This is a genomic window from Dyadobacter linearis (genome assembly GCF_907165045.1).
Lineage (GTDB): Bacteria > Bacteroidota > Bacteroidia > Cytophagales > Spirosomataceae > Dyadobacter > Dyadobacter linearis.
This window is the reverse complement of record NZ_CAJRAU010000009.1, coordinates 26228-49026: the sequence shown is the minus strand read 5'-3', so window position 1 is coordinate 49026 and position 22799 is coordinate 26228. Positions and strand designations below refer to the sequence as shown.

21 protein-coding genes and 1 tRNA gene are annotated in these 22799 nt (G+C 44.6%); 10 read left to right on the top strand and 12 right to left on the bottom strand.

Annotated features, from left to right (window positions below):
* Positions 1–49: 49 nt before the first annotated feature.
* From KOD92_RS23680 to KOD92_RS23670, 3 genes are all read left to right on the top strand, one after another.
* Positions 50–4735 (top strand): hypothetical protein, encoded by a 4686-nt coding sequence (locus tag KOD92_RS23680; protein WP_215236097.1) that lies wholly within the window; start codon positions 50–52, stop codon positions 4733–4735.
* 153 nt (positions 4736–4888) lie between these two features.
* Positions 4889–5545 (top strand): glycerol-3-phosphate 1-O-acyltransferase PlsY, encoded by a 657-nt coding sequence (gene plsY / locus KOD92_RS23675; protein ID WP_215236096.1) that lies wholly within the window; start codon positions 4889–4891, stop codon positions 5543–5545.
* A gap of 86 nt (positions 5546–5631) precedes the next feature.
* Positions 5632–6993: a dipeptidase gene (locus KOD92_RS23670; protein ID WP_215236095.1), complete on the top strand. Its 1362-nt coding sequence runs from the start codon at positions 5632–5634 to the stop codon at positions 6991–6993.
* Positions 6994–7011: 18 nt separating this feature from the next.
* Here KOD92_RS23670 and KOD92_RS23665 read toward each other — a convergent pair whose 3' ends face one another.
* The gene (locus KOD92_RS23665; protein ID WP_215236094.1) at positions 7012–8235 is read right to left on the bottom strand and encodes a tetratricopeptide repeat protein; all 1224 of its coding nucleotides are present in this window, start codon (positions 8233–8235) and stop codon (positions 7012–7014) included.
* Positions 8236–8355: 120 nt separating this feature from the next.
* Between KOD92_RS23665 and hpt the strand changes: the two genes are divergently transcribed.
* From hpt to KOD92_RS23650, 3 genes are all read left to right on the top strand, one after another.
* Positions 8356–8883, top strand: coding sequence for a hypoxanthine phosphoribosyltransferase (gene hpt, locus KOD92_RS23660; protein ID WP_215236093.1), 528 nt, complete (start codon positions 8356–8358; stop codon positions 8881–8883).
* A 36-nt stretch (positions 8884–8919) separates the two neighbouring features.
* The gene (locus KOD92_RS23655; protein ID WP_215236092.1) at positions 8920–10320 is read left to right on the top strand and encodes an MBL fold metallo-hydrolase RNA specificity domain-containing protein; all 1401 of its coding nucleotides are present in this window, start codon (positions 8920–8922) and stop codon (positions 10318–10320) included.
* 76 nt (positions 10321–10396) lie between these two features.
* Positions 10397–10480 (top strand) — tRNA-Leu (locus tag KOD92_RS23650).
* Between the two features lie 98 nt (positions 10481–10578).
* On the opposite strand, the gene KOD92_RS23645 is transcribed toward KOD92_RS23650, so the two are convergent.
* The 3 genes from KOD92_RS23645 to KOD92_RS23635 all read right to left on the bottom strand — a co-directional run bounded on the left by KOD92_RS23645 (position 10579) and on the right by KOD92_RS23635 (position 12018).
* Positions 10579–10833 carry a type II toxin-antitoxin system RelE family toxin gene (locus KOD92_RS23645; protein ID WP_215236091.1) on the bottom strand — a complete coding sequence of 85 codons (255 nt, stop codon included), beginning with the start codon at positions 10831–10833 and terminating at the stop codon, positions 10579–10581.
* A complete protein-coding gene (locus KOD92_RS23640) occupies positions 10833–11327 on the bottom strand; it encodes a hypothetical protein (RefSeq protein ID WP_215236090.1) in 495 nt (164 codons plus the stop codon). The genes KOD92_RS23645 and KOD92_RS23640 overlap by 1 nt, the downstream gene beginning before the upstream one ends.
* Before the next feature lie 154 nt (positions 11328–11481).
* Entirely contained in the window at positions 11482–12018 is a 537-nt protein-coding gene (locus KOD92_RS23635; RefSeq protein ID WP_215236089.1) for a CopD family protein, read from the bottom strand.
* A gap of 204 nt (positions 12019–12222) precedes the next feature.
* On the opposite strand from KOD92_RS23635, the gene msrA reads away from it, so the two are divergent.
* Positions 12223–12816, top strand: a complete 594-nt coding sequence (gene msrA / locus KOD92_RS23630) for a peptide-methionine (S)-S-oxide reductase MsrA (RefSeq protein ID WP_229254815.1) — start codon at positions 12223–12225, stop codon at positions 12814–12816.
* Positions 12817–12954: 138 nt separating this feature from the next.
* Positions 12955–13479 carry a porin family protein gene (locus KOD92_RS23625; RefSeq protein WP_215236087.1) on the top strand — a complete coding sequence of 175 codons (525 nt, stop codon included), beginning with the start codon at positions 12955–12957 and terminating at the stop codon, positions 13477–13479.
* Between the two features lie 66 nt (positions 13480–13545).
* Here KOD92_RS23625 and KOD92_RS23620 read toward each other — a convergent pair whose 3' ends face one another.
* The 8 genes from KOD92_RS23620 to KOD92_RS23585 all read right to left on the bottom strand — a co-directional run bounded on the left by KOD92_RS23620 (position 13546) and on the right by KOD92_RS23585 (position 20560).
* Positions 13546–14322 (bottom strand): hypothetical protein, encoded by a 777-nt coding sequence (locus KOD92_RS23620; RefSeq protein ID WP_215236086.1) that lies wholly within the window; start codon positions 14320–14322, stop codon positions 13546–13548.
* Positions 14323–14375: 53 nt separating this feature from the next.
* On the bottom strand, positions 14376–15110 hold the full coding sequence (locus tag KOD92_RS23615) for a hypothetical protein (RefSeq protein ID WP_229254814.1): 735 nt from the start codon (positions 15108–15110) through the stop codon (positions 14376–14378).
* A gap of 77 nt (positions 15111–15187) precedes the next feature.
* Entirely contained in the window at positions 15188–15910 is a 723-nt protein-coding gene (locus KOD92_RS23610; RefSeq protein WP_215236085.1) for an RluA family pseudouridine synthase, read from the bottom strand.
* Positions 15911–16049: 139 nt separating this feature from the next.
* Entirely contained in the window at positions 16050–16760 is a 711-nt protein-coding gene (locus KOD92_RS23605) for an ABC transporter ATP-binding protein (RefSeq protein ID WP_215236084.1), read from the bottom strand.
* A 14-nt stretch (positions 16761–16774) separates the two neighbouring features.
* Positions 16775–17227, bottom strand: a complete 453-nt coding sequence (locus KOD92_RS23600; protein ID WP_215236083.1) for a hypothetical protein — start codon at positions 17225–17227, stop codon at positions 16775–16777.
* Positions 17228–17266: 39 nt separating this feature from the next.
* The gene (locus KOD92_RS23595; protein ID WP_229254813.1) at positions 17267–19930 is read right to left on the bottom strand and encodes a tetratricopeptide repeat protein; all 2664 of its coding nucleotides are present in this window, start codon (positions 19928–19930) and stop codon (positions 17267–17269) included.
* 64 nt (positions 19931–19994) lie between these two features.
* Positions 19995–20327, bottom strand: coding sequence for a DUF5615 family PIN-like protein (locus KOD92_RS23590; RefSeq protein WP_215236082.1), 333 nt, complete (start codon positions 20325–20327; stop codon positions 19995–19997).
* Positions 20327–20560, bottom strand: a complete 234-nt coding sequence (locus KOD92_RS23585) for a DUF433 domain-containing protein (RefSeq protein ID WP_215236081.1) — start codon at positions 20558–20560, stop codon at positions 20327–20329. Before KOD92_RS23585 ends, KOD92_RS23590 begins: the two co-directional genes overlap by 1 nt.
* Before the next feature lie 268 nt (positions 20561–20828).
* Here KOD92_RS23585 and atpD point away from each other — a divergent pair, with 268 nt between their 5' ends.
* Both atpD and atpC read left to right on the top strand, forming a co-directional pair.
* Positions 20829–22343 (top strand): F0F1 ATP synthase subunit beta, encoded by a 1515-nt coding sequence (gene atpD, locus KOD92_RS23580; protein ID WP_215236080.1) that lies wholly within the window; start codon positions 20829–20831, stop codon positions 22341–22343.
* Positions 22344–22387: 44 nt separating this feature from the next.
* The gene (atpC, locus tag KOD92_RS23575; RefSeq protein WP_215236079.1) at positions 22388–22630 is read left to right on the top strand and encodes an ATP synthase F1 subunit epsilon; all 243 of its coding nucleotides are present in this window, start codon (positions 22388–22390) and stop codon (positions 22628–22630) included.
* Positions 22631–22799: the final 169 nt, after the last annotated feature.

Sequence of the window (22799 nt, the reverse complement as noted above, 5' to 3'; positions counted from 1 at the left end):
ACCAGCGAAGAGCTAATCGCTTAAAGCCAATAGCTAAAAGCCAAGATAAATGAAAATAATCCGCTATACCTTTCTTCTGTACTGCATATTAATAATCGGACACACTGCCGCTGCTCAGAATATAAAGTTGCCGGACGAGGCGACGCAGTTTATGGTACAGTTCAAAAAGCTGATGGACGGAAGCCGCAATCCGCAATATATGCGCGCTGCCGCCCAGCTTGACAGTGCCTGGATGAGCGGCTTCAATACCGGCCAACAGATGAAATTTACCAGCATTATCAAAGCGCAGGTAGCGAAAGGGCAGAAAGCTGGTCCCGTTTTGTATATCCTGACCCGCAATGCAGTTTATTTCGCGAAACAGAAACCTGAAAGCTTCGATAGCTTCCTGAAGTTCGCGGAAAGTTCGGGAGAAAAATATGACGGAAAAACGTTGCAGAAAGTAATGGAAACCGTGCGGCTTTTGAATGAAAATAAAAAGCTATACGCCGCCAATTATAACTCACTTTACCTGGTTGAAGGCACGTATAGTTATCGTTTTGACACTACCAATGCAGAAAAGGCAAATGCGGAGGCCAATCTGGCGGCGGCAAACGATAGCTGGGACACGCCGGTTGATACCAATTTTGTAATTGCGCCCAAATCAAATCCATTGCCGGCTGTGACGGGCGCATTGATCGATCTTCAAAATGCGAAGTTTGCGATGGTTACCGCCAGCGATTCTGTCGTTTTCGGTCCTGCCAATGGTAGTGTTGCTTTGCAGAATGGAATTTTTGTGGGTAAAAATGGCAAGTTTGATTGGTTAGCGGCAGGTGATTCGTCTATTTACGCAGATCTCGACGCTTATTCTTTTAATATAAGTCAACCAAAGATTATTGCGGAAAATGTGACTTTACATCACGATCAGCAATTGGCAGCTCCCATTAAAGGCACGCTGGAATATCGCGGCGTCAAAAAAGTGAAAGGCCAGCCGGCTCCGTATCCACGCTTCGTTTCAAATGGTATTGACGCCAGATTGAAGGATACCAGAAAGAGTATTGACTACTTGGGCGGGTTTTCGCTGATCGGGACGGACATGTACAGTACCTCGCTCAGCGACAAGCTTTCGACTGTCAAAGTAAAATATAAGGACAAGCTTGCATTCACGGCGCGCAGTAAAAAGTTTGCATTGCGCGACTCTGTGATCTCATCCTCGTTTGCTATTTATTCCATGCCGCTGGGCAGCGATTCTATTTACCATCAGGGAGTTGTATTTAAATATAATGACGACGAAGGGTTGGTGAAAACCAGCCGGATGGAAAAAACCGACTACGCTCCCCTGCCCTATCAGGATAGTTACCACAAAATGAATATCTGGTCGCAGGCTATGCGGTGGCGGTTTACGAATGATAAGTTGGAGTTTCACCGCATTGACGGTAAGCAGGTTGTACCGGTAACATTAGAGTCTCAGGATTTTTTCAAAAAAGAGCGTTTCCGGGAGATAGCGAAAGAATTCGGCTCTCAGCCGCTGAATATGGCCGCGAGCTACGTTCAAACCACCAAAAAATCTTCATTCCTGGCAGAAGAACTGGCTGCCAAGTACAAGCAAAACCCGAAAATCCTGCGCAATGCCCTCGATAGGCTGACATTGGATGGTTACTTTATGTACAACAAGGAAACCGACGAATTTGCACTGAGCAAAAAGGGCGTTTTGTTCGTGCTCGCGAATATCGACAAAGCTGACTACGACAATTTCCAGGTTGCGTCACAATATACTTCCGATAATCAGACAGCCAATGCGACGATTTATATGCCCGACACGCTGCTGACCGTGCTCGGCGTTTCGAGGTTTGTAGTGAGCGATTCTTTAAAAATCTACGCGATACCTTCTGACAAAAAACTTATTATCGGCAAGAACCGGAGCTTTACATTGAATGGTCAGATGGTGGCTTCGAACTACCAGTTTCGTGGACAGAATATCAAATTTGACTATAATAAGTTCTTCGTAAATGTGGCTCCATCGGATTCGATCACATTTACACCAAGAGAAAAATTTGCAAAAGGACAGAAAGGAGAAGTCGGCGGGCACGTGAAATATGACAAAGGCGGTACCTTCTATCTGAGTGATCCCAAGAACAAATCCGGTCTTCAAAAGGGTATTAAAAAGTCGCCGCGACTCGTTGTGGAAGATGGTATGACCGTATTTTTCGACCAGCCGGAACGGGGAACTGTGCTCTATCCCAGGGAAGTTTTCTTTAAAATACCAAAAATCGATATGGACGGCTTGGACAACCGGGATGTGATTTTTGACGGTACATTCAATTCAAACGGCATTATTCCGCCTATCCAGACCATTCTGAAAAGTATGCCTGATAATTCGCTTGGTTTCGAATACAAGCCGCCGGTGACGGATATCAAGCTTTACGAGGGAAAGGCGCTTGCCAAATTTACGGATACACTTACGATGGATAACTCCGGCTTGCATTCCAAAGCGATCCTGAAATATCTCTCGGCTTCGATGACTGCCAAAAACGTGCTGCTCACTTCGGATTCTTTAATGGCGTCGGGCGAAGTGGCGAGCATTAAGGAAGCGACGATTGGCAAAGGCTATTTCCCGGCTGTGGCTTTGAAGGATTTTGCGTTGAAATGGTATCCGAATGCAGATAGTATGTTTATTAATACAACCGGAAAATCATTTACTTTTCACCAGGGTACTACTAATCTTGAAGGAAGTTTGCTGCTGAGATCGACCGGACTTTATGGAAATGGTAAGCTCAAAAGGGCCGATTCTGAGTTGACCTCGCCGGATATTAAATTCAATAAAGATGGTTTTCTCGCAAATCGCTCGGAGTTTGCAATCAATAGCGGAGAAGCGAAGTCTGCTAAAAAGCTATTGACCGGAAACAATGTCAATATCGATTTCAATTTCAAAACGGGCATTGCCAACTTCCTGACAGATGAATCGGGTTTTGGCAGCGATACTTCGGGCATGCAGATTCCGACGGCTTCTTACCAAACGCTGATCGGCAGTGCGAAGTGGGATATGAATAAAAAGACGATTCTGATGAAAGGAATCGGTGAAACTTCGACCTATACTTCCACGGATTCGACTCAGGAAGGTCTGACTTTCAGTGGTACCGAAGCGCTTTATGATATTGAAAAAGTGTCCCTGAATATCAAGGGAGTGCCTTTTATACAAACAGCCGATGTCAAAATTATCCCGGACAAAGGAATAGTGAGTGTAGATAGCAAAGGAAAAATTGCCCCACTCAAAAAGGCGCGCATTGAAATTGACACACTAAATGTAGCCCACCGTCTCCGCGACGCCGATATCCGCATTGATTCCCGCAACCATTTCGAAGGATCTGCTACCTATCAATACATTACGGCGCGAAAAGACACTTTTAATATCAAAATGCAGAATTTTGAATTGAGGGAAATCGGCGCGGTGGAAGAAGGAAAACGGTCGAGAAATAACAATCCGTCGGGCCCGATCAAATACTATACAACTGCGCGGGCAGATGTGAAAGAGGAGGAAAATCTCATACTATCTCCGCGCATTCAGTTCAAAGGCGGCATTAACCTGATCGCCTACGAGCCTTCGCTGCAACTCGACGGTTTTGTGAAACCGGTGATCAAATTCCGGAAGGATTTTCAGAGCTCGTGGATTGTATATAAAGAATCGCCTGGCGAAACGGTTGCAATTAACATTAACAAAGACCTAAAAAACGAGCACGAAATTCCGCTTTCGGTAGGCTTGCATTATAATGAAGCGCGCGGCATGTATATTAGCTTTTTGTCTCCCAAAGAGTCTGACGGTGACGAAGACATTTATCTCGCGCAGGGTGCATTGAATTATGACGAAGATAACAAAGCGTTCAAAGTAAGCCCGCCGCCGGGTGCCGACGGGCTGATCGACGAGGCGAATGCGCTACGATTTGATGACAAAACCGGCTTGGCGACATTCTCCGGCCCATTCAAATTCATCGGTGCGGACTGGCTTCAATCGGTCGGAAGTGCGGAAGTGCAGGTTGATAGCGCGAAGTATTCATTTAATAGTATGCTTTTGCTCAAACTTCCGGCACTGGATCCGATCTCCCAACCGATGGCTGCAAAAATTGTGGAGACTAATCTGGAAGAACAAAACAGTACTGCGGCAGACGATGATTTTGAACAACTTAATCAAAAACTGTCGGCTCTCATCGGCTCGAAAGCGACCGATGCTTACGCAAAACTGACTGCCGCTGGTTACAAACCGCTATTTGAAGCGTCGCCTGTTCTCGATGTTCCGATGCTTTTATCGAATGTAAATCTGCGCTGGTCGCCCACGCATCAGGCATATTATTCGCAGGGGCCGATTGGCGTGGCGCATTTTGGCCGGAACAATATTAATGCGCAGATGGAAGGTGTGCTTGAAATCCGCAGAGGTGTGGAAGGTGATGAATTCAGCTTGTATTTGCAGGCTTCACCGGATATCTGGTACTATATTGATTACAAGCTGGGCGAGCTTGGCGTGGTTTCATCGCAGCTCGATTTCAACGATCAGATCACGGCAAAGTCGAAAAATGTGAAGTCGAAGGATATGAGTCTGGTTTCGATCGGGTCGGAGGAGAAGGATATGTTTGTGAACCGGTTTGATGATTTTTACCAGCCTGCAATTAAAAAGGCGAAGCTTGTGAAGAGCACCGAAAAGAAGAAACCTGTAAGTGCGCCGGCCGCGCAAAAGAAGAAAAAGGAGGAACCAACAGAAGGTTTCTAAGCAAATTTTAATAATTGCAATAGTTTATGCTACACTTTGAAAATTTGCTTACAGAAATGCAGTTTTACCGACTTAATGCTTGGAAAATCGTCTGACTATCGTATTTTTGAAGAAAACTGATTGTAATTTAAATTAATCATTGAATAATACAAAATGAGTGTTGCCTTATTAATAGTATCGATTGTTGCCGCTTATTTGTTGGGATCTATACCAAGTTCGGTATGGTATGGAATAGGATACTTTGGAATTGACGTACGGAAGCAGGGAAGCGGGAATGCAGGTGCAACGAATACCTTTCGTGTGCTAGGTAAAAGAGCAGGAACTGTTGTAATGCTGATCGATGTATTGAAAGGCTGGACAGCTACCTGTCTTGCTTCAATGCTATTTTATATGAACGAAATCGGCGAAACCGAGCTGCTGGTTTACAAGATTCTTTTCGGAATTATCGCCATAGTAGGTCATATTTTTCCTGTTTTTGTAAATTTTAAAGGCGGAAAAGGAATTGCTACTTTGCTGGGTATGGTCCTGGCAATCCACCCGGAACTGGCCTCTGTTTGCATTACAATATTTATTCTGACACTACTGGCTTCTCAATACGTTTCACTCAGCTCTATTCTGGCGACCCTCGCTTTCCCGGTACTTTCCTGGGCAGGTATGTTTGGTCACCCCGAGCCGCTACTGATCGTATTTGGCTTTGTAATGTTCGTTCTGGTAGTATTTACACACCAGAAGAATATTGTCAGACTTTTAAATGGAAATGAAAACCGCGTTAATATTTTCGGGAAATCGAAAGGTGCCGCCCGCCAATAGTTTCTAAGAAACCAAGAAATACGAACCCCTGGGGAAACCTTAGGGGTTATTTTTTTATCTTGGCCCACCAATCTTAATCAACAACAATGCAGCAATACATAGAAAATAACCGCGATAGATTCTTAAACGAACTGCTCGATTTACTACGCATTCCTTCTGTGAGCGCAGATTCGAAATTTAAAAATGATATGCTGAAAGCGGCAGAATTTGTGCGAGACAGCATTCAGAAAGCGGGAGCAGACAAAGCGGAAATATATGAAACTGCCGGGCACCCGGTGGTTTACGGAGAAAAAATCATTGATCCAAAACTGCCTACCGTGCTCATTTACGGGCATTACGATGTGCAGCCGGCGGATCCGTACGAACTCTGGAACTCCCCTCCTTTTGAACCCGTAATCAAAAATGAGCGGATCTTTGCGCGTGGCGCTTGTGACGATAAAGGTCAGTTTTATATGCACATTAAAGCATTGGAAACGATGATCGCGACTGACACGCTGGCTTGTAATGTGAAAATTATGATCGAAGGCGAAGAAGAAATCGGCTCTTCCAATCTGGGGACATTTGTGAAAGAATACCGTGAAATGCTGAAATGCGATACCATATTGATATCTGATACCAGCATTATCGCGAATGATGTTCCTTCGATTGAAACCGGCTTGCGCGGACTGACTTATGTGGAAGTAGAGATTGTCGGCGCAAACCGCGACCTGCATTCAGGCGTGTATGGCGGCGGGGTCGCAAATCCTATTAATGTACTCTGCGAAATGATCGCGTCGCTGAAAGATGAAAACGGTCACATTACTATTCCGGGTTTTTACGAAAAAGTAGGAGAACTGACCACAGAACAACGCGACGCATTAAATGCTGCGCCATTTGATCTCGAAGAATATAAAAAAGATCTGCAAATCAATGATATTCAGGGTGAAGCGGGATATTCAACCATTGAAAGAACCTCCGTCCGGCCCACATTGGATGTGAATGGAATTTGGGGCGGCTATATTGGCGAAGGTGCAAAAACGGTATTGCCTTCTAAAGCGAATGCTAAGATCTCCATGCGCCTCGTCCCGCACCAGACAGACGATGAAATTCTCGAACTGTTCACAAAGCATTTCGAATCGATCGCCCCAGCATCGGTGAAGGTGAAAGTGATGCCGCATCACGGCGGGCTGCCTTACGTAACTCCAACTGATTCAGTAGAATACAAAGCTGCTGAACTGGCAATGGAAGAGTCTTTTGGCAAAAAACCGATTCCGACACGCGGAGGAGGAAGTATTCCTATTGTCGCACTTTTCGAGCAGGAACTCGGCTGCAAAAGTATTCTGATGGGTTTCGGACTGGATATCGACGCCCTGCATTCTCCAAATGAGAGCTACGGATTATTCAACTATTACAAGGGAATCGAAACTATTCCACTGTTTTTCAAGCATTACGCCGAGTTGAAACAATAATGTTTGCTCCCAAATAAACTATCGCTTTCTCCGCTGGTCGCGTTTCATCTTTTTCAGATTCGCGATCGCGGTTTTCGCTTCCTTGTGCTGACTTGATTTCTTGTCCGCGCGATCGTCGGCCAGTTTGTAGTATTTCAAAGCTTCGTCGTAATCCTTTTTATTTTCGGCAATCTTGCCCAAACCAATAAGTGACGAAACGTAGTAACCCGCATTCATGGAATTGGTTTGCGTCGAGTAATCAATCGCTTTCTTATAATATTGGCTAGCCAGATCGTAATTACGGTGGTAGTTCATATTATAATAAGCCAGCACGTAAGCTGCATTCCTGCCACTAACTCCCTCGTAACCAGGCATTCCCTTGCTAATCTTGTCAATAATATTCTGCGCAGCCCGCTCAGCCTCTCCCATTTTGCCCGTCACGAAAGCAGTCCGGCAAAAGTACCGCTCAAAATAAGGGTTATTTGGGTAAGTCTGCCACATGTACTTGGCCATTTCGTAGGCTTTATTGTACTCATTTTCAATACTATAAATCTGCAAAAGAAAATACCTGGCTTCTACCCGTGTGTAAAATGCGTTGTTACCCACTTTCTCCAACTGCTGCTCACCCAGTTTCTTGTTTCCTTTTGGAAAAAGCGCCAGGATTGGTTTCAGGATCGGATATTCTTTGGGCACCCACTCGGCGTAATAGTTATAAAGTCCGTCGCCGAAAAGCAGCTCCGGCGTGAGGTCACCGTTTCCTTTGCACTGCTCGAAATATTTCAGAGATTTTTTCCCCGCAAATGCTGCTTTTGTCCAGCTTTCCCGCTCCGCATATAACCTGCCTTTGAATGCATAAGCCGCAGCCAGAAAAAAGGCGGGCTCCACTTTGTTTTTTTCTTTATCATATAACTCCTCAGCCAGGTTGATGGTAGAATCCATTTGAGCCAGGAAAGTTTTGTCGTAAGCTTCGTTGTCCGTATTCGGCACAATTTTCCACCATTCCGCGAGCCCCATCAGAAAATGTGGCATAGGGTGTTTTGGATAGCGATATTTCAGCCACCGGAACTCTGCATCTGCCTCGTGAAACTGATAATTGTAAAGCATATTGATCGCTTCCGTCGATTCAATCTGCACACTCGGATTTTTCAGGATCATATCGTAATTCTTGTCCAGTTCGGCCGAAGAATACAATTGAGCGGAAGTGTTTTGTATTGAAATTACAGTTAAACAGCAGAAAATGATGGTGTTAATGATGATTTTCATAGCAGGGGTAAACTTGTCCTATTAACGCCGGATTTATATTTTACGTTTGTGACGAGCCCGGTTTTTGAAAAAAGAGTTAATATTGATCCTCAGAGCATTTGCCAAAATGACACCCCGAATATGATTAACATTCTTGATAAAACTTTTGTCCCTTTTATTCCCGCCGCTACCATCGAGCACCGCGTTTCGGAGCTTGCCGCATTGATCAGTAAGGATTATGAAAATCACTGTCCTGTGTTTCTGGTGGTGTTAAACGGCGCATTTCTTTTTGCGGGCGAGCTGGTCAAGAGGGTCAATTTATCATGCGAAATTAATTTTATCCGCTTCTCTTCCTACTCAAAAACTGAGTCTACGGGCGAGGTCAAGGAAATTATCGGGCTTGACAAAGATCTCAGAGACAGGGACGTAATTATCATTGAAGATATTGTAGATACAGGTTTGACAATGACGGAACTGGTGAAAAAGGTTCGGGAAATGTCGCCTAAATCCGTCGAAATCGCCACTTTGCTTCATAAACCTGCCGCACTGAAAACACCTGTTAGTATGCGTTACACGGGTTTTGAGATTGAAAATAAATTTGTAGTTGGCTACGGTCTTGACTACGACGGCATTGGCCGCAACCTGGATTCGATTTACGTACTTGCGTAATCGTTCGCATATCGCTCAACAACTAAACCTCTGACCATGCAGATTCAATTTTTCGGTGCTGCGCAAACCGTAACAGGAAGCAAGCATCTGATAACTACTGAAAAAGGCACAAAAATACTTCTTGACTGTGGTCTTTTTCAGGGAATACAAACAGACGAATTCAATCAGAATTTCGGTTTCAAACCCTCAGAAGTAGATTTTCTCATACTTTCCCACGCCCATATTGACCATTCCGGCCTTATTCCGCGACTGGTTAAAAAAGGATTCAAAGGTGAGATTTATACCACAGCTGCAACTGCTGACCTTTGCCGCGTCATGTTAATGGACAGTGCGCATATTCAGGAAAAGGATTTGGAGCGGATCAATCGCCGCAGGAAAAATCAGGGGCGCCCTTTGCTCGAAGAATTGTACGATTCGGAAGATGCGGCGCACGCATTGACTTTGTTCAAAACCGTTAAATACGGCCAGACTTTTCATTTGGGTGAAGACAAAGAAGTAGCCGTTTTGCTCACCGACGCTGCGCATTTGCTCGGAAGTGCGGCGGTGCATCTTACGATTCCTGAGAAAGGAACGTTTAAACAACTGACTTTCACGGGAGATATTGGTCGGCCGGAAGACCGCATTCTCAAAAAGCCCGATGTATTTCCGCAGGCGGATATTATTATTTGCGAATCCACCTACGGCGATCGGATCCATGAAAAAGAAGTGGACATGAAAGCGCATTTACTGCGGATTGTGAAGGATACTTGTGTAGATCGGCAGGGTAAACTGATCATTCCTGCCTTCGCGATCGACCGGACGCAGGAGTTGATTTACGCTTTGGACCAGCTTTACAGCTCTGGTAAGCTGCCGCATATTCCTGTTTATATTGACAGCCCGCTCGCAATCCGCGCCACTGCGATCATGAAGGAACATGAGGAATGTTTCAATCCTGAGATACTCGAATATATTGAAAAAGACGGCGACGCTTTTGCATTCCCTTACCTGCATTATGTGTCGGAAGTAACCGAATCCATTGCATTGAATGACAAAAAGGAACCTTGTATCATCATTTCTGCATCTGGAATGGCCGAAGCGGGACGGATCAAACATCATATTAAAAACAATATCGGCAATGAAAATTGCACGATCCTGCTCGTGGGTTATGCTTCCGCAAATACTTTGGCGGGTGCATTAAAGCGCGGGGATAAGGAGGTGAATATTTTTGGAGAAAAGTTTGAGGTGCATTGCCAGGTGGAAAGTATGGATTCGTTTTCCGGCCACGGTGATTATAACGAAATGCTCGACTTTCTTTCCTGCCAGAATCCTTCGCGGGTGGAGAAAGTATTTCTGGTTCACGGTGAATATGAAACACAGGTTTCCTTCAAAATAAAATTGGAAAAGGCTGGGTTTCAAAACGTTCAGATTCCTGCTTTGTACGAGGCTGTGAAAATCTGAATTTTTATGGGCATTCCGGGTTCTGTAAACTTGGAAAGTCCATAGTCTTGGTTATTTTTGCCAACCCAATTTCAATGCCGAAGTGGTGAAACTGGTAGACACGCACGTTTCAGAGGCGTGTGGGGGTTGCCCCATGCGGGTTCGAGTCCCGCCTTCGGCACAAAGCGCTGTTCCTACTATCAGGAATGGCGCTTTTGCTTTTTAGAGACAAATTCTCAGTGCAGTTAAATAGCTTCGCAACGCTTTACTTCCTAACACTCAGTCATAAACATTTCTTCGGTTCCCTACTTCGAATATCTCTACAATCAGTTTTTCCCCGTCCACTTGATATAGTATCCGGTAGTTACCAGCTCTGATCCGGAACATTTCCTTATAGCCTTTGAGCTTTCTGCATCCCGATTGATAAGGATTTGCGACAAGCGATGAGACTGCTGCTGACACCAGGTTATAATCCTTCCCGGAAAGTCCATTCAAAAATCTTTCCGCGCTGCGGCTCAATATGACACTGTACATCAGGTCAAATCATGCCTAGCGTCCAGCTTCGTTTTTACTTGCTCCCAAGGAACGAATTCTTCGCCCTGTATTTGTTTGATAAGAAGGCCATCATAATAATCTTCCAGCAGGTCGACCAATGTGTCCTCCGGCTCTAACTCTTGGTTGATAACCAAATTCATCAAAAAGGCATTTTCCCGAAGTTTTTTTATAACCTGGAGAATAGTCGAATGAAGGGCTTTCACTTTGGGTTGAACCGGCTTTCCTGCCGTCTCGATCGGCGCCAGCAATTTAAGTGCCTTTTCATACCGTTTCTTTTCGAGAAGTGCATCTTCATGTGTGAAATCATGAATCGCACGCTGTTCCTTGTCAAGATCATTCAGAAAACCCTGGTATACGGCATTCAATTTATTAATCGCAAGGGACGGTAAGGCGTTGCCGATGGCCGGAGCATGGCTGCACAGATGTAAAAATCTGTCAAAAATTGTAGTGTGTTTAAGACTTATCGAGTGCATATAGGGACTAAGCTAAGCTCTTGGAGAGCAGTTACATCACGTAATATTAAACAGTTAAAGAGAAATAAGTGTTGCCGACATCCGGGATTCTTTTTAGCGCTTAAAAAAAAGGCGTTTTGCGATCAATGAAAGAGAAAAATCGCAGAATAGTGTGCTACTTTTTCTCCCTGACCCTCTTTACAATCCTTACCGCGGTCATAATCACAACAGCAAAAGCAATCAATCCCAACACACCCCAGAGCCAGTCTACTGTATTTTTTAATACCACCAGAAAAACAATCGAGAATAAAAATACCGTCGCGACTTCATTGAAAAGCCTCAGCTGAAAGGATGTGAAACGGAATTTTCCTTCGCGCAATTCGAGGAGGATCTTGCCTGTAAATGAGTGGTATGCGTATAAACCGAAGACAAACACGAGTTTCAACCGCATCCAGTCCTGGTCGAGCCAGGCGGGTGTAATGTAAAGCATTGCTCCTCCACATATTAAAGTCAGCCAGCTGGCGGGCGTCATAATCGCAGTCCAGAGCAGCTTCTCCATTTTTGTAAACTGTGCAAGCAGGATCTCCCGCTCGGGGCTCGGCTTGCTGTTCGCTTCGGTATGATAGACGAAAAGTCGGGGCATATAAAACAGTCCCGCGAACCAGCTTACAACGAAAATAATATGCAGCGCTTTAAAGTGAAGGTATGTCATAGGACGAATCGTTTCGGGGATAAATTTCGTAAATAATACAGCAATACCAGACACAAACTTTCTTCGTACGGTATTCGTTAATCATTTTGACAATAACCCATGATAATAAAGATGAGAACGACCATCCCAATTTTGACCTTTCTCTTGATGTGCTGCATGGTAGTGATATCGTGTGCACAGTCGGATAAAAAACAGAAAAGAAAAATGGATAAGGAAGCTGCTTTTACCTCGCTTGATGAGACAAATGTAAATACTGCCGGCATGGAAACGGCGACATTCGGAACCGGGTGTTTCTGGTGTACCGAAGCTGTTTTAGAGTCTTTGGAAGGAGTTAAAAAAGTAGTTTCAGGCTATTCCGGCGGCCATGATCCGAAGCCGAATTACGAGGCAGTTTGCACCGGCAATACCGGTCATGCTGAGTGTGTGGAGGTGGTTTATGACCCAAAAGTGATCAGCTATGCAGATCTGCTCGAAGCATTTTTCCGCAGCCATGATCCTACTTCCCTGAACCGCCAGGGAAATGATGTTGGAACGCAATATCGCTCGGTGATTTTTTATCATAATGAGGAACAAAAGTCCCTGGCCGAGAAAGCGAAGGCAGAATTGGACAAATCCGGCGCGTATAACAAGCCAATTGTCACCGAAATTACGCCAGCGGTTAAATTCTTTGTGGCCGAAGACTATCATCAGAATTATTTCGCAAACAACCCCGATCAGGGCTATTGTGCGTTCGTAATTGCCCCAAAACTCGACAAATTCAAGAAGGTTTTTAAAGAGAAACTGCGGAAAGAAATATAGGCTTTTAGCGAAAATAAAGGCATCTGCCCACTTATACGGCTAGACACCCCGGATAATAAGTATAAATGGCACAAGTTTTGAAGCGTTCGGATAAAGGCTTTAATTTGTGCCATTATTAACAATAACTAATCTATTACGATGAAAAAGATTCTATTCATGTTTTTCTTTTGCGCCGTTCTGAGCGCAACTTCGGAAAAGGCGTTCGCGCAGTTTGAGAAGGGAGATAAATTACTGAATGCGGGTATTAACCTTGGAGGCACATACGGCGGCGGCGGAATAGGCGTTGGTGCATCTTTCGAGGGTGGTGTCCATGATTTTATCAGTGTTGGTGGTCAGCTTGACTTCGTAACCTGGAACTACGGCGGAGGCCTTTATGGAAATGGATGGAGATATAACTTCATCAATATTGCTGCCAGAGGATCTTATCACTACGGAAAGCATTTTCTTACTGTTGACAACCTGGATCTATACGCCGGGCCTTCACTAGGTTATAGAATTGCAAATTCATCTTACGATGGCATCGGCTACGATTCTTATGGTAGCGGCGTATTTTTCGGCGCATTTGCGGGAGCAAGATATTACTTTAAACCAACTATGGGCGTTTTCGCGGAAGTTGGTTATAATGCCTCACCGCTGAAAGTTGGTATCACTTTCAAGTTTTAATAGAACTATATATTCTAAATATGCCTGGGAATCGCTTCTCAGGCATTTTTTTATGTCTTGCTGATATTAGAATCTGATATTTAATGTAAGATAACCCGCTTGTGTTGCCGGGTTGAAGCCGGGGCTAATCCTGAATGCGATCGGCTCGCCTCTGTGAATTAGTTCCCTTCTGATCTTACCCGCTTTCGAGCCATTTTTCCCTGCTTTTATAAACCCGACAGTACCAAATGTCGCTGCACCTGCGAAGCCGCCGAGCATCAACCACGCCCCACGAATTGCGCGCTGCTCGTCTGCATAAGAGGCGAAATTGCCATTTGCATCCATTGAGCCGGCAATAATGCCTGCGCCCACTCCGGACAAGATCATACCGACGGAAGTCCCGGCGATCCCCATCACGAGGCCGGTTTTAGATTTACCCTTATAATATTTATAAGTCGCCCGAAGGTTGTCCGCAGAAGATGCGCGTATTTCTTCCAAAAACTGATTGCGCGACCCGGACGCCTGCAAGGGTGCAGCTGGCCTGGCCTGTGGAGCTGATTGGCCAGGCGCATAGTAACTGGGCACTTCCAGCACTGCCTCGAAAGTCTCCACCTCGCCGTTTCCGTAGTGTATAGAAGCGATTTCAGACTTTTTTACAGTAAATAACGGGCCTTCGTCGTCACTTAGCTTTTTGTATTTCACGACTGTATCATCTACCTCCTGGATGCGGACTTCAAGCTTCGTTTCATTGCGCAAAAAAAGAATATCCGGTTTCCGCACATTTTGAGCGAAAACCGGATTCAATAATAAAAGGCATAAAATGGCTAACAGCTGGATTTTCAGCAGTGATAAAATTACTTTCATTGTAGAAGGATAATATGAATATACCCTTCAATGAAGCAATAAATTCGCCTTTATCAAAATGTCATCCGCAGGGTGAGCTGGCCTGATTTATTAAGCGGGTCGAATTTTGGGCTGAGCTTAAATGTAGTAAGTGATTGGCCTCGTCTTTCGAGTTCATTTTTAACCTTATCAGCCTTTTTCTTATGCACACGGTACTTGTTAAAAGACAGGGAACCGAACACGATTCCGAAAGCCGGCCCGGCGATCGCTAATGCACCGCCGAACTTTTTATCATCCGAATCTTCACCAACAGCAGTCACGATTACGCCGGAAACCAGGGTTGCCACGGCAATAGAGGTAAATACGATCGCGCCGGTTTTCCCATCTACCGATTTGTTGTGGTGATATTCGTATTTGTCCCGCAGTTGATCCGAATTGGCCATTACAATGCTTTTCTCAAAAGGGTCGGTCGGCAAATTGTTCAAATCTGCATATTGCCCTACCGAGTCAGTAGGCACTTTGCCGGGTTGGATAGAGTCTCTTACATTGATTGTTTTCCCATTTTTCAGCAAAACCCGCGCTACTTTATCCAGATAAATGTAGGTAGCGGCGCTGTCGGCAGTTCCAAGATCGCGGTAGTTGATTTTTTCATAGCTCATCTGCGTGATCAGCGCTTGAATCTGTGTACTGTCCCGCTTAACAATGATATCATTTTTGCGCGGGCTCTGAGCATAAGATAATTGCGCAACGCCGATTGACAACAATGTGATCAGCAGAACTGGCAGGTTTTTAAATGTGTGTATCCGCATTTGTAGTATGGTTAAGATGGAAAAAATGAAAGCTAAACGTACACAAACTTTTTCCAATCTTGTAAAAAATTGTGCTACTACATCCCGAATTTGTTCAATTGCTTTACAAGTACCTCAAAATCCTTCGGATAAGGCGCTTCGATCCGAACTCGCTCTCCGTCCATCACTGCAAAAGAAAGTGAATGCGCATGCAATGCAACGCGCTGAATGAGAGGCTGTTCCTCAGTCTCCTTTTTAAGATTGAATTTCCGCTTTAAACTGGATAGATAAATTACTTCCCCCCCGTATTGCGGGTCGCAGACGATCGGCGCTTTCAGGCACGAAAGGTGAATGCGGATCTGGTGCATGCGGCCGGTTATGGGAATACACTCCACTAATGTGTAACCTCTGTAAACCTGCAACGTGTTGAAAATAGTCTCTGCGACTTTGCCTTCTGACCGGTCTATTTTCACTGCTGTGCCGTTTTTTAGAGGTAAAATCGGCAAAAACACAGAAATGCTGTCGAGTTTGTGAATGCCGTTTGTCACGGCGTGGTACCGTTTAGTAACTTCCCTGTGCTCAAATTGCATGGCCAAATGCCGGTAAGCAGCTGGATTTTTGGCAAAAGCCAATGCGCCGGAAGTTTCCTTGTCGAGCCGGTGTGCCGCCTGCAGTTCAGAATTATATTCCTTTGCCAACCTTAATACACTACCGCCTCTATCGGCAGTTCTTTCATCCAGGGTAGCCAGGTGCGGCGGCTTATTTACGACTAAAAAATCCTCGTTTTCAAATAAAATGAGGTCTTTAAAATTGATTTTCATAGTTATTGCGATAAAAATAAATCCGAATGAACTACCGGAAAAGTAATTCATTCGGATTCACGGAGCTTCGAAATGAATTGTTCCGTTATAACACAAAACTAATCAATCTCGATCTTATATGACAATGGTTTTAATAGCTTTAAACCATTGCAGAAACTTTTGTCGGGTTTGGATTGATCGTATCAGACTCGACTAAACCATCTCGCAAACGCACAATCCGGTGCGCGTAATGCGCAATATCCTCTTCGTGGGTCACCATTACGATCGTATTTCCCTTGCTATATAATTGGTCGAACAGATCCATGATCTCGTAGGAAGTTTTGGAATCCAGGTTACCTGTGGGCTCATCGGCGAGCAAAATGCTGGGATCATTGACAAGCGCCCGGGCAATAGCAACCCGCTGCCGCTGACCACCCGAAAGTTCGTTCGGCTTGTGTCCGGCGCGGTTCTCCAGACCTACATTTTTCAAGGAAAGCATTGCTTTTTCAGTCCGGTCTGACTTTCCCAAACCTGCATAAATCAATGGAAGCGCCACATTATCAAGTGAAGACATTCTTGGCAGCAAGTTGAAAGTCTGAAATACAAAGCCGATTTCCTTGTTTCTGATTTCAGCCAATTCGCTTTCAGTCATATCACTTACGTCCTTGTTATTAAGGACATATCTGCCGGTTGTAGGTGTATCCAGGCAGCCGATGATATTCATCAATGTAGATTTCCCCGAGCCGGAAGGGCCCATAAAAGCGACATATTCGCCTTTATTTACCGAAATCGTCACCGATTTGAGCGCCTGGATTACTTCGCTGCCCATTACGTAACGTTTTGCAATCTCGCTGGTCTCTATAATTCTCATATATGAATTTCCTGTTAGGATGCTGCCGCAATTTTTCGGAAATGATTTGCAACGTATAATGACGCCAGAAGAACAGCAGCTGGAACGCCTTCGTTGGCTAGTTTCCCATCAGGTTTCCACCAGCTTGTCGATTTAAATCCGGCACTATCTTCTTCGTTTTTGACGGTCCAATTCCGCATGGTCCAAGAATCGAACTGCCACTTAAAGTTTTGCCCGCTATAAGTGATGGTAGCAGTGCCTTTGAGGTAACGAAATTGCATTTGACCTAGAACCTTCTGCCCCTCGATATCAGTGATATCGATTGTTTTTTTCCAAAATCCCTGGGATCTGAATCTGAGCATATTACCGTCCAATTCTCCGTATCCTTCTTCTTTCCAAGAGCTTGTTTTCAATATCCCGGCTATTAGTTTTCCTCTGAAAATCCTGCATTCGGTGCCGGTAAAATTGGATTTGCAGATTAATGACATTGTTGATGAAGTGTAATTACAGATAACTAAAATATCAAATCACTGAAATTCTGCCCGCCGTTTTTCGATAAGTGCCTGCATAGGCTGATAGCGGCTCACAAATTGCTGATAGTCGGCAGGCGTCGCGTATTGTTTTACCTTCTCTTCGCCCTCTTTGGCCTGCCCGGTCAAACCCTGTTCCAGACTGAGATATGCATATTGCTCCCATAATCGAAAATCGTATTCGTTATATGCGAGCGCATTCAGAACCAGATTATAAGCTTTATCCGTTTGCTTTTTCCCTCTGAAATAGGTCGATGCAGCTGATATCGTCTGCGCATTGAAAGGGTTGATATTGATTGCTTTTCGAAAATTAGCCTCAGTTGGTGACTGTAACGCCACTTTCAGTAAAGAATCGCCCGGCACTTTTGGTTTTACTCCGGAAAAAAGACTTTGTTTAAGATTTTCAATCGCCGGGTTATTCTCTTTCTCCTGTATTTTATCAAGCAAAATCACAGCCACTTCTTTCTTATCGTAAAGCGCATTCGCCACCGCCATTCCAATAGTCCCTTCCAAACCCTCTACAACTGATAAATTCTCAATTGCTTTTTCGTATAAACCTAACTGCAAAAACCAGTGGCCCAATACCTTATGATATTGATCACTCTTCTCTTCCTCGTCCGATGCCAGGGCTGTAAGTGATTGCAATGCCCTGAGCTTGTCGCCGCTGTAAAATTCAGGATATAATGCAGCCCATGTCAAATCCTTTGCAAGTACCGGGTTCGAAGTGGCTAGCTTGCTCAGCAACTTCACAGAAGCGGTATCTGATCTAGCCTGATTAACAGCATAGTTCAATAAATAAGCCGAAGCTGACACGCTCAGAAGTGAATCAGCCGGCACTGCACTGGTATTGAAATCCTGCTTGACGAACTGCTGCCTCAAATTCTGAACTGCAAGCCAGTTAGCCTGCCACGACAGGTAATTATATTTTTCGGTATTAGAAGCCAGCGAATCAAGCAGGCCGGCGTCTGTGTTTTTTGCTAAAATAGCCAGCAGGTTCGTCGCCGGTATTTCAGGGCGTTTTGCATTCGCCTGTGCTCTTTCAATATAGTAGTACGCAGAATCCGCGACATTTGTTTTGGAATAAAGCATTCCGAGATTATTGAGCAATTCCCCGCTTTTCGGAAACCGGCCAATACCTTCCTGTAAACTGTAAACAGCGTCGAAAAACAGATTTTCCTGGATCAATATTCCGCTCAAACCTGCGTAAGCCTGTGCGGAGGGATTCTTAAATAATGCCTGCCGGAAGTAAAATGCAGCCGCAGTGCGGTCACCCTGACGAATTGCAAGAGAAGCGAGTGAATAATTGGATTTATGGTTTTGAAATTCCCGCTGTAATGCCAGCTTATAGTATTGCTCAGAAAGGGTAAATTCTTCGGTAGCTGCGTGCAGATCCCCCACTCCATTAAAATATCCTGCAATAGCCTGATTTACTGGTAAAAGCTTTTGAATAAAAATTAAAATTACAAAGCCTGCAAAACCAAATAGCCGGGTTTGAGTTAATCCAAACCGGAGAGGCTTGTAGAGTACCTTGTGAACTGCGAGTTTTTGTTTAAAAAGAGGATAAAAATTGACCAGAATATAAAACAGGAATAAAACACCCATTGCGAGCTGTCCCTGTACTACCACATCTTCCAATGCTTCCAGCACGGGATCATTGGCGGTACCCGCCATAAGTCCGGTGAATGCGGCCGCTATAATGAACATTCCCATATAGATCCAAAAACCGGCGCTTCTGAACGGAAGCAGGCTACCCATCGAATCCGCCCTGCGGCGAAATCCCCAGATACCTAAAATACCCGCCGCCAATGCAAGGAAAACGGGACTTACCAACGTCATATCCCAATCGATCTGTCGGGTGTTTCGGAGATAGATCAGCAATAGTAAGAGCAGGTATAGTATTGAAATGACGACAAAGTTGATCAGTCCCGTACTTCCTTTTCGCATAGAACCGCTGGTGCTCAGCCATACGAAACCAGCCATGATTTCGGTGGAAGAAATGAGGAGAAAAAGGACTGTCACGATCAGCCAGAACGGAAACGAATAACTCGCTGCTGTCAACGCGGGAAACGGTACCCCGGACATTGTCCAGATTAGGAAAACCATCATACCAGATGCAACCAGCAAGCCTGCAATCCGCAACCCAATACCTGCATCCGGCCTGAATGCGTGGAAATAATAGGTAGTGACGCTATAAACGAGTACAGTAATAATGAACAAGAACTTGCTATCGGTTTCGGCAACGTCCAGCAGCTCCAATCGGGAGAAAGCAAGGAATAATATAAAAATGACCATTCCGGCCAGATACCAAAATCTTGTTAAGGTGGTTAAACCAGCTAAAACGAAGGAAAGTCCAAGTGTAGCGAATATCCAGAATATACGTACCGTAAGATAATCCACTTCCATGACCGACGCCATAAAGCTTTCATTCACCAGGTGTGTCGGCGTCGAAACACCATATTGCCAGCTTCCGAGTTGCAGAATGTCCACGACCGAACTCACTTCGGAGAGTTCGCTGATTACATTCCAGCGAACTACATTATCAAGTGGATTTATGCATTTGAATACAAAAGATACAATCGCCAAAAACAAAATGGTCATCGCCCCAAGCGCCATTCTGCGCTCCGACACTGACCATACCTTCCAGAAAAAAAACTCCTTCATATTATAGATTAACCTGCTCTGAGAATGCAGAATTGTAAAGATCCGTTTAAATCAAACGAAAAACTCAGTGACCTGTTATCTCCACCAGATCGGCCGCCGCAAGTAATGCAAGTGCATTGCCAAGATTAGCTGTGAAAATTTCTTGTAGCCGCGCTTTCGATGTATTCCCGCAAGTTAACCAGATCACTTTTGGGGGAATTCCGTTCCGATCAAGAAGTGTCACAAAATCATCGTCTTTCGTGATCACGATCGCATTCAGCTCTCTTGCTTTGAAAAATATCTCGAAGTCTGAGGAGTGCCGCAGGCTTAAAAATTGGGCAGAGCAACATTCGAGCTTGAAGAATGATGTAATCCAGAGTGCGAGAGAAGGTGGGATATGCGCGTCCAGAATGATCATCAGGCTGCCCGTAATACCGGGTGATTCAGCTTTGCCGCGGCGTAAAGTAAACAGGCAGTGATATCTTCCGGTTGAAGGTCTGGCAGCTCTTCTGTAACAATTTGCTCTGGCGTCAGGCCGGCTGCTAAAAGTTCTATTACGTCCGTCACCCTGATACGCATATTCCGAATACAAGGCTTCCCTCCGCACTGATCGGGATTAAAAGTGATACGTTCCAGGAGTTGCGTATTCATAGTTTTACTGAATAGATGATTAATTCAAATTTACCATATTATCGTATTTCTTCGAATTCTCTGGTGAAGATGACTTTACTAATTAAAGAACCCTTATCAGATTTATCGCCATAGTTACTTACTGCTAAATGCAAATAACAGTAACATTGTCCCTCCCTTTTCTAAAAAATATCCAATAAATCACTTTATGTCTTCTTGGTACTGACCAAATTATCCTATACTTTTGCGGTCTGAAAAAAACCTCATTAGAGATAATCAAAATCATATAATGGCAAACGAGACAAACATAGGAAAAATTACGCAGGTAATTGGTCCCGTTGTAGACGTATCATTTGAAGATAGCGGAAGCATTCCATCTATCCTCGATGCGTTAGAAGTCATCAAACCAAACGGTTCGAAAGTAGTTCTTGAGTGCCAGCAGCACTTGGGCGAAGACCGTATCCGTACCATCGCGATGGACAGTACCGAAGGTATGCAGCGCGGAATGGCAGTAAGGCCGCTTGGTGCGCCTATTAAAATGCCAATCGGTGAAGGAATTAAAGGTCGCCTTTTCAATGTAATCGGTGAAGCGATCGATGGACTTACGCCTTTGGATACTACAAACGGTATCTCAATTCACCGCTCAGCTCCGAAATTTGAAGAGCTGGCGACTTCAACTGAAATCCTGTTTACAGGTATCAAAGTAATCGATTTGCTTGCTCCTTATGTAAAAGGTGGTAAAATCGGTTTGTTCGGTGGTGCCGGTGTTGGTAAAACCGTTTTGATCCAGGAGTTGATCAACAATATTGCGAAAGCTTACGCTGGTCTTTCAGTGTTTGCGGGAGTTGGAGAACGTACCCGTGAAGGAAATGACCTTATGCGTGAAATGATTGAAGCCGGTATCATCAAATACGGCGACGAGTTCAAGCACAGCATGGAAAAAGGCGGCTGGGATATTTCAAAAGTGGATTATAATACTTTGAAAGACTCACAGGCAACTTTCGTTTTCGGACAAATGAACGAGCCTCCTGGCGCACGTGCACGTGTTGCATTGTCAGGTTTGACTATGGCGGAATACTTCCGTGATGGTGACGGCGAAGGTCAGGGTCGTGATATTCTTTTCTTTATCGACAATATCTTCCGTTTTACACAAGCTGGTTCAGAGGTATCCGCTCTTTTAGGACGTATGCCATCAGCGGTAGGTTACCAGCCTACGCTTGCTACTGAAATGGGACAGATGCAGGAACGTATTACCTCCACAAAACGTGGTTCTATCACATCTGTACAAGCGGTTTACGTACCTGCGGATGACTTGACTGACCCTGCTCCTGCGACAACATTTGCCCACTTGGACGCAACTACGGTACTAAGCCGTAAAGTTTCTGAAAAAGGAATTTACCCTGCGGTAGATCCATTGGATTCAGCTTCACGGATTCTGAATGCTGAAACTTTGGGTGCTGAGCATTACGATTGCGCACAGCGCGTAAAAAATATTTTGCAACGCTACAAAGAATTGCAGGATATCATCGCGATCCTTGGTATGGAAGAACTTTCAGACGAAGACAAGCTGGTTGTATCCCGCGCTCGTCGTGTAGAGCGTTTCTTGTCGCAACCATTCTTCGTAGCTGAGCAGTTCACAGGTTTGAAAGGAACGTTGGTAGATATCAACGATACCATCAAAGGATTTAACCTGATCATGGACGGAGCTTATGACCACCTTCCTGAAATGGCATTCAACCTGGTTGGAACCATCGAAGATGCGCAGGCAAAAGGAGAAAAAATGCTTGCAGAAGCAACCCGATAAGTTAAGAGTTTGAAGTCTACTCATAAACTAAAAACTTTCAACTCATGCATTTAGAAATAATTACCCCAGATAAGAAGGTTTTTGCCGGAGAGGCGAATTCCGTGACGTTACCGGGTTCAGAAGGTCAATTTCAGGTTCTAAACCGTCACGCGCCGCTTGTAAGTACATTAGGAAAAGGCGACGTGGTGATCGATACCGGTGCTGCAAGGCAAACCTACGTGATCGATGGCGGTGTAGTAGAAGTGCTTAATAACAAAGTACTGGTACTGGCGGAGGCGATTCTATAATATAGATTTAAGAGTTTGTAAAAAGCAGAAACTGGAAACGGTTTCTGCTTTTTTTGTGATCAGGCACATACAAAGTCATTGGATTCAATAAGGATTTAAGTCCATACCAGTCGATCCGCGACATTGCATTGTATTTCAGTAAGAATATAGAAGTTACAAAAAGGAAAAG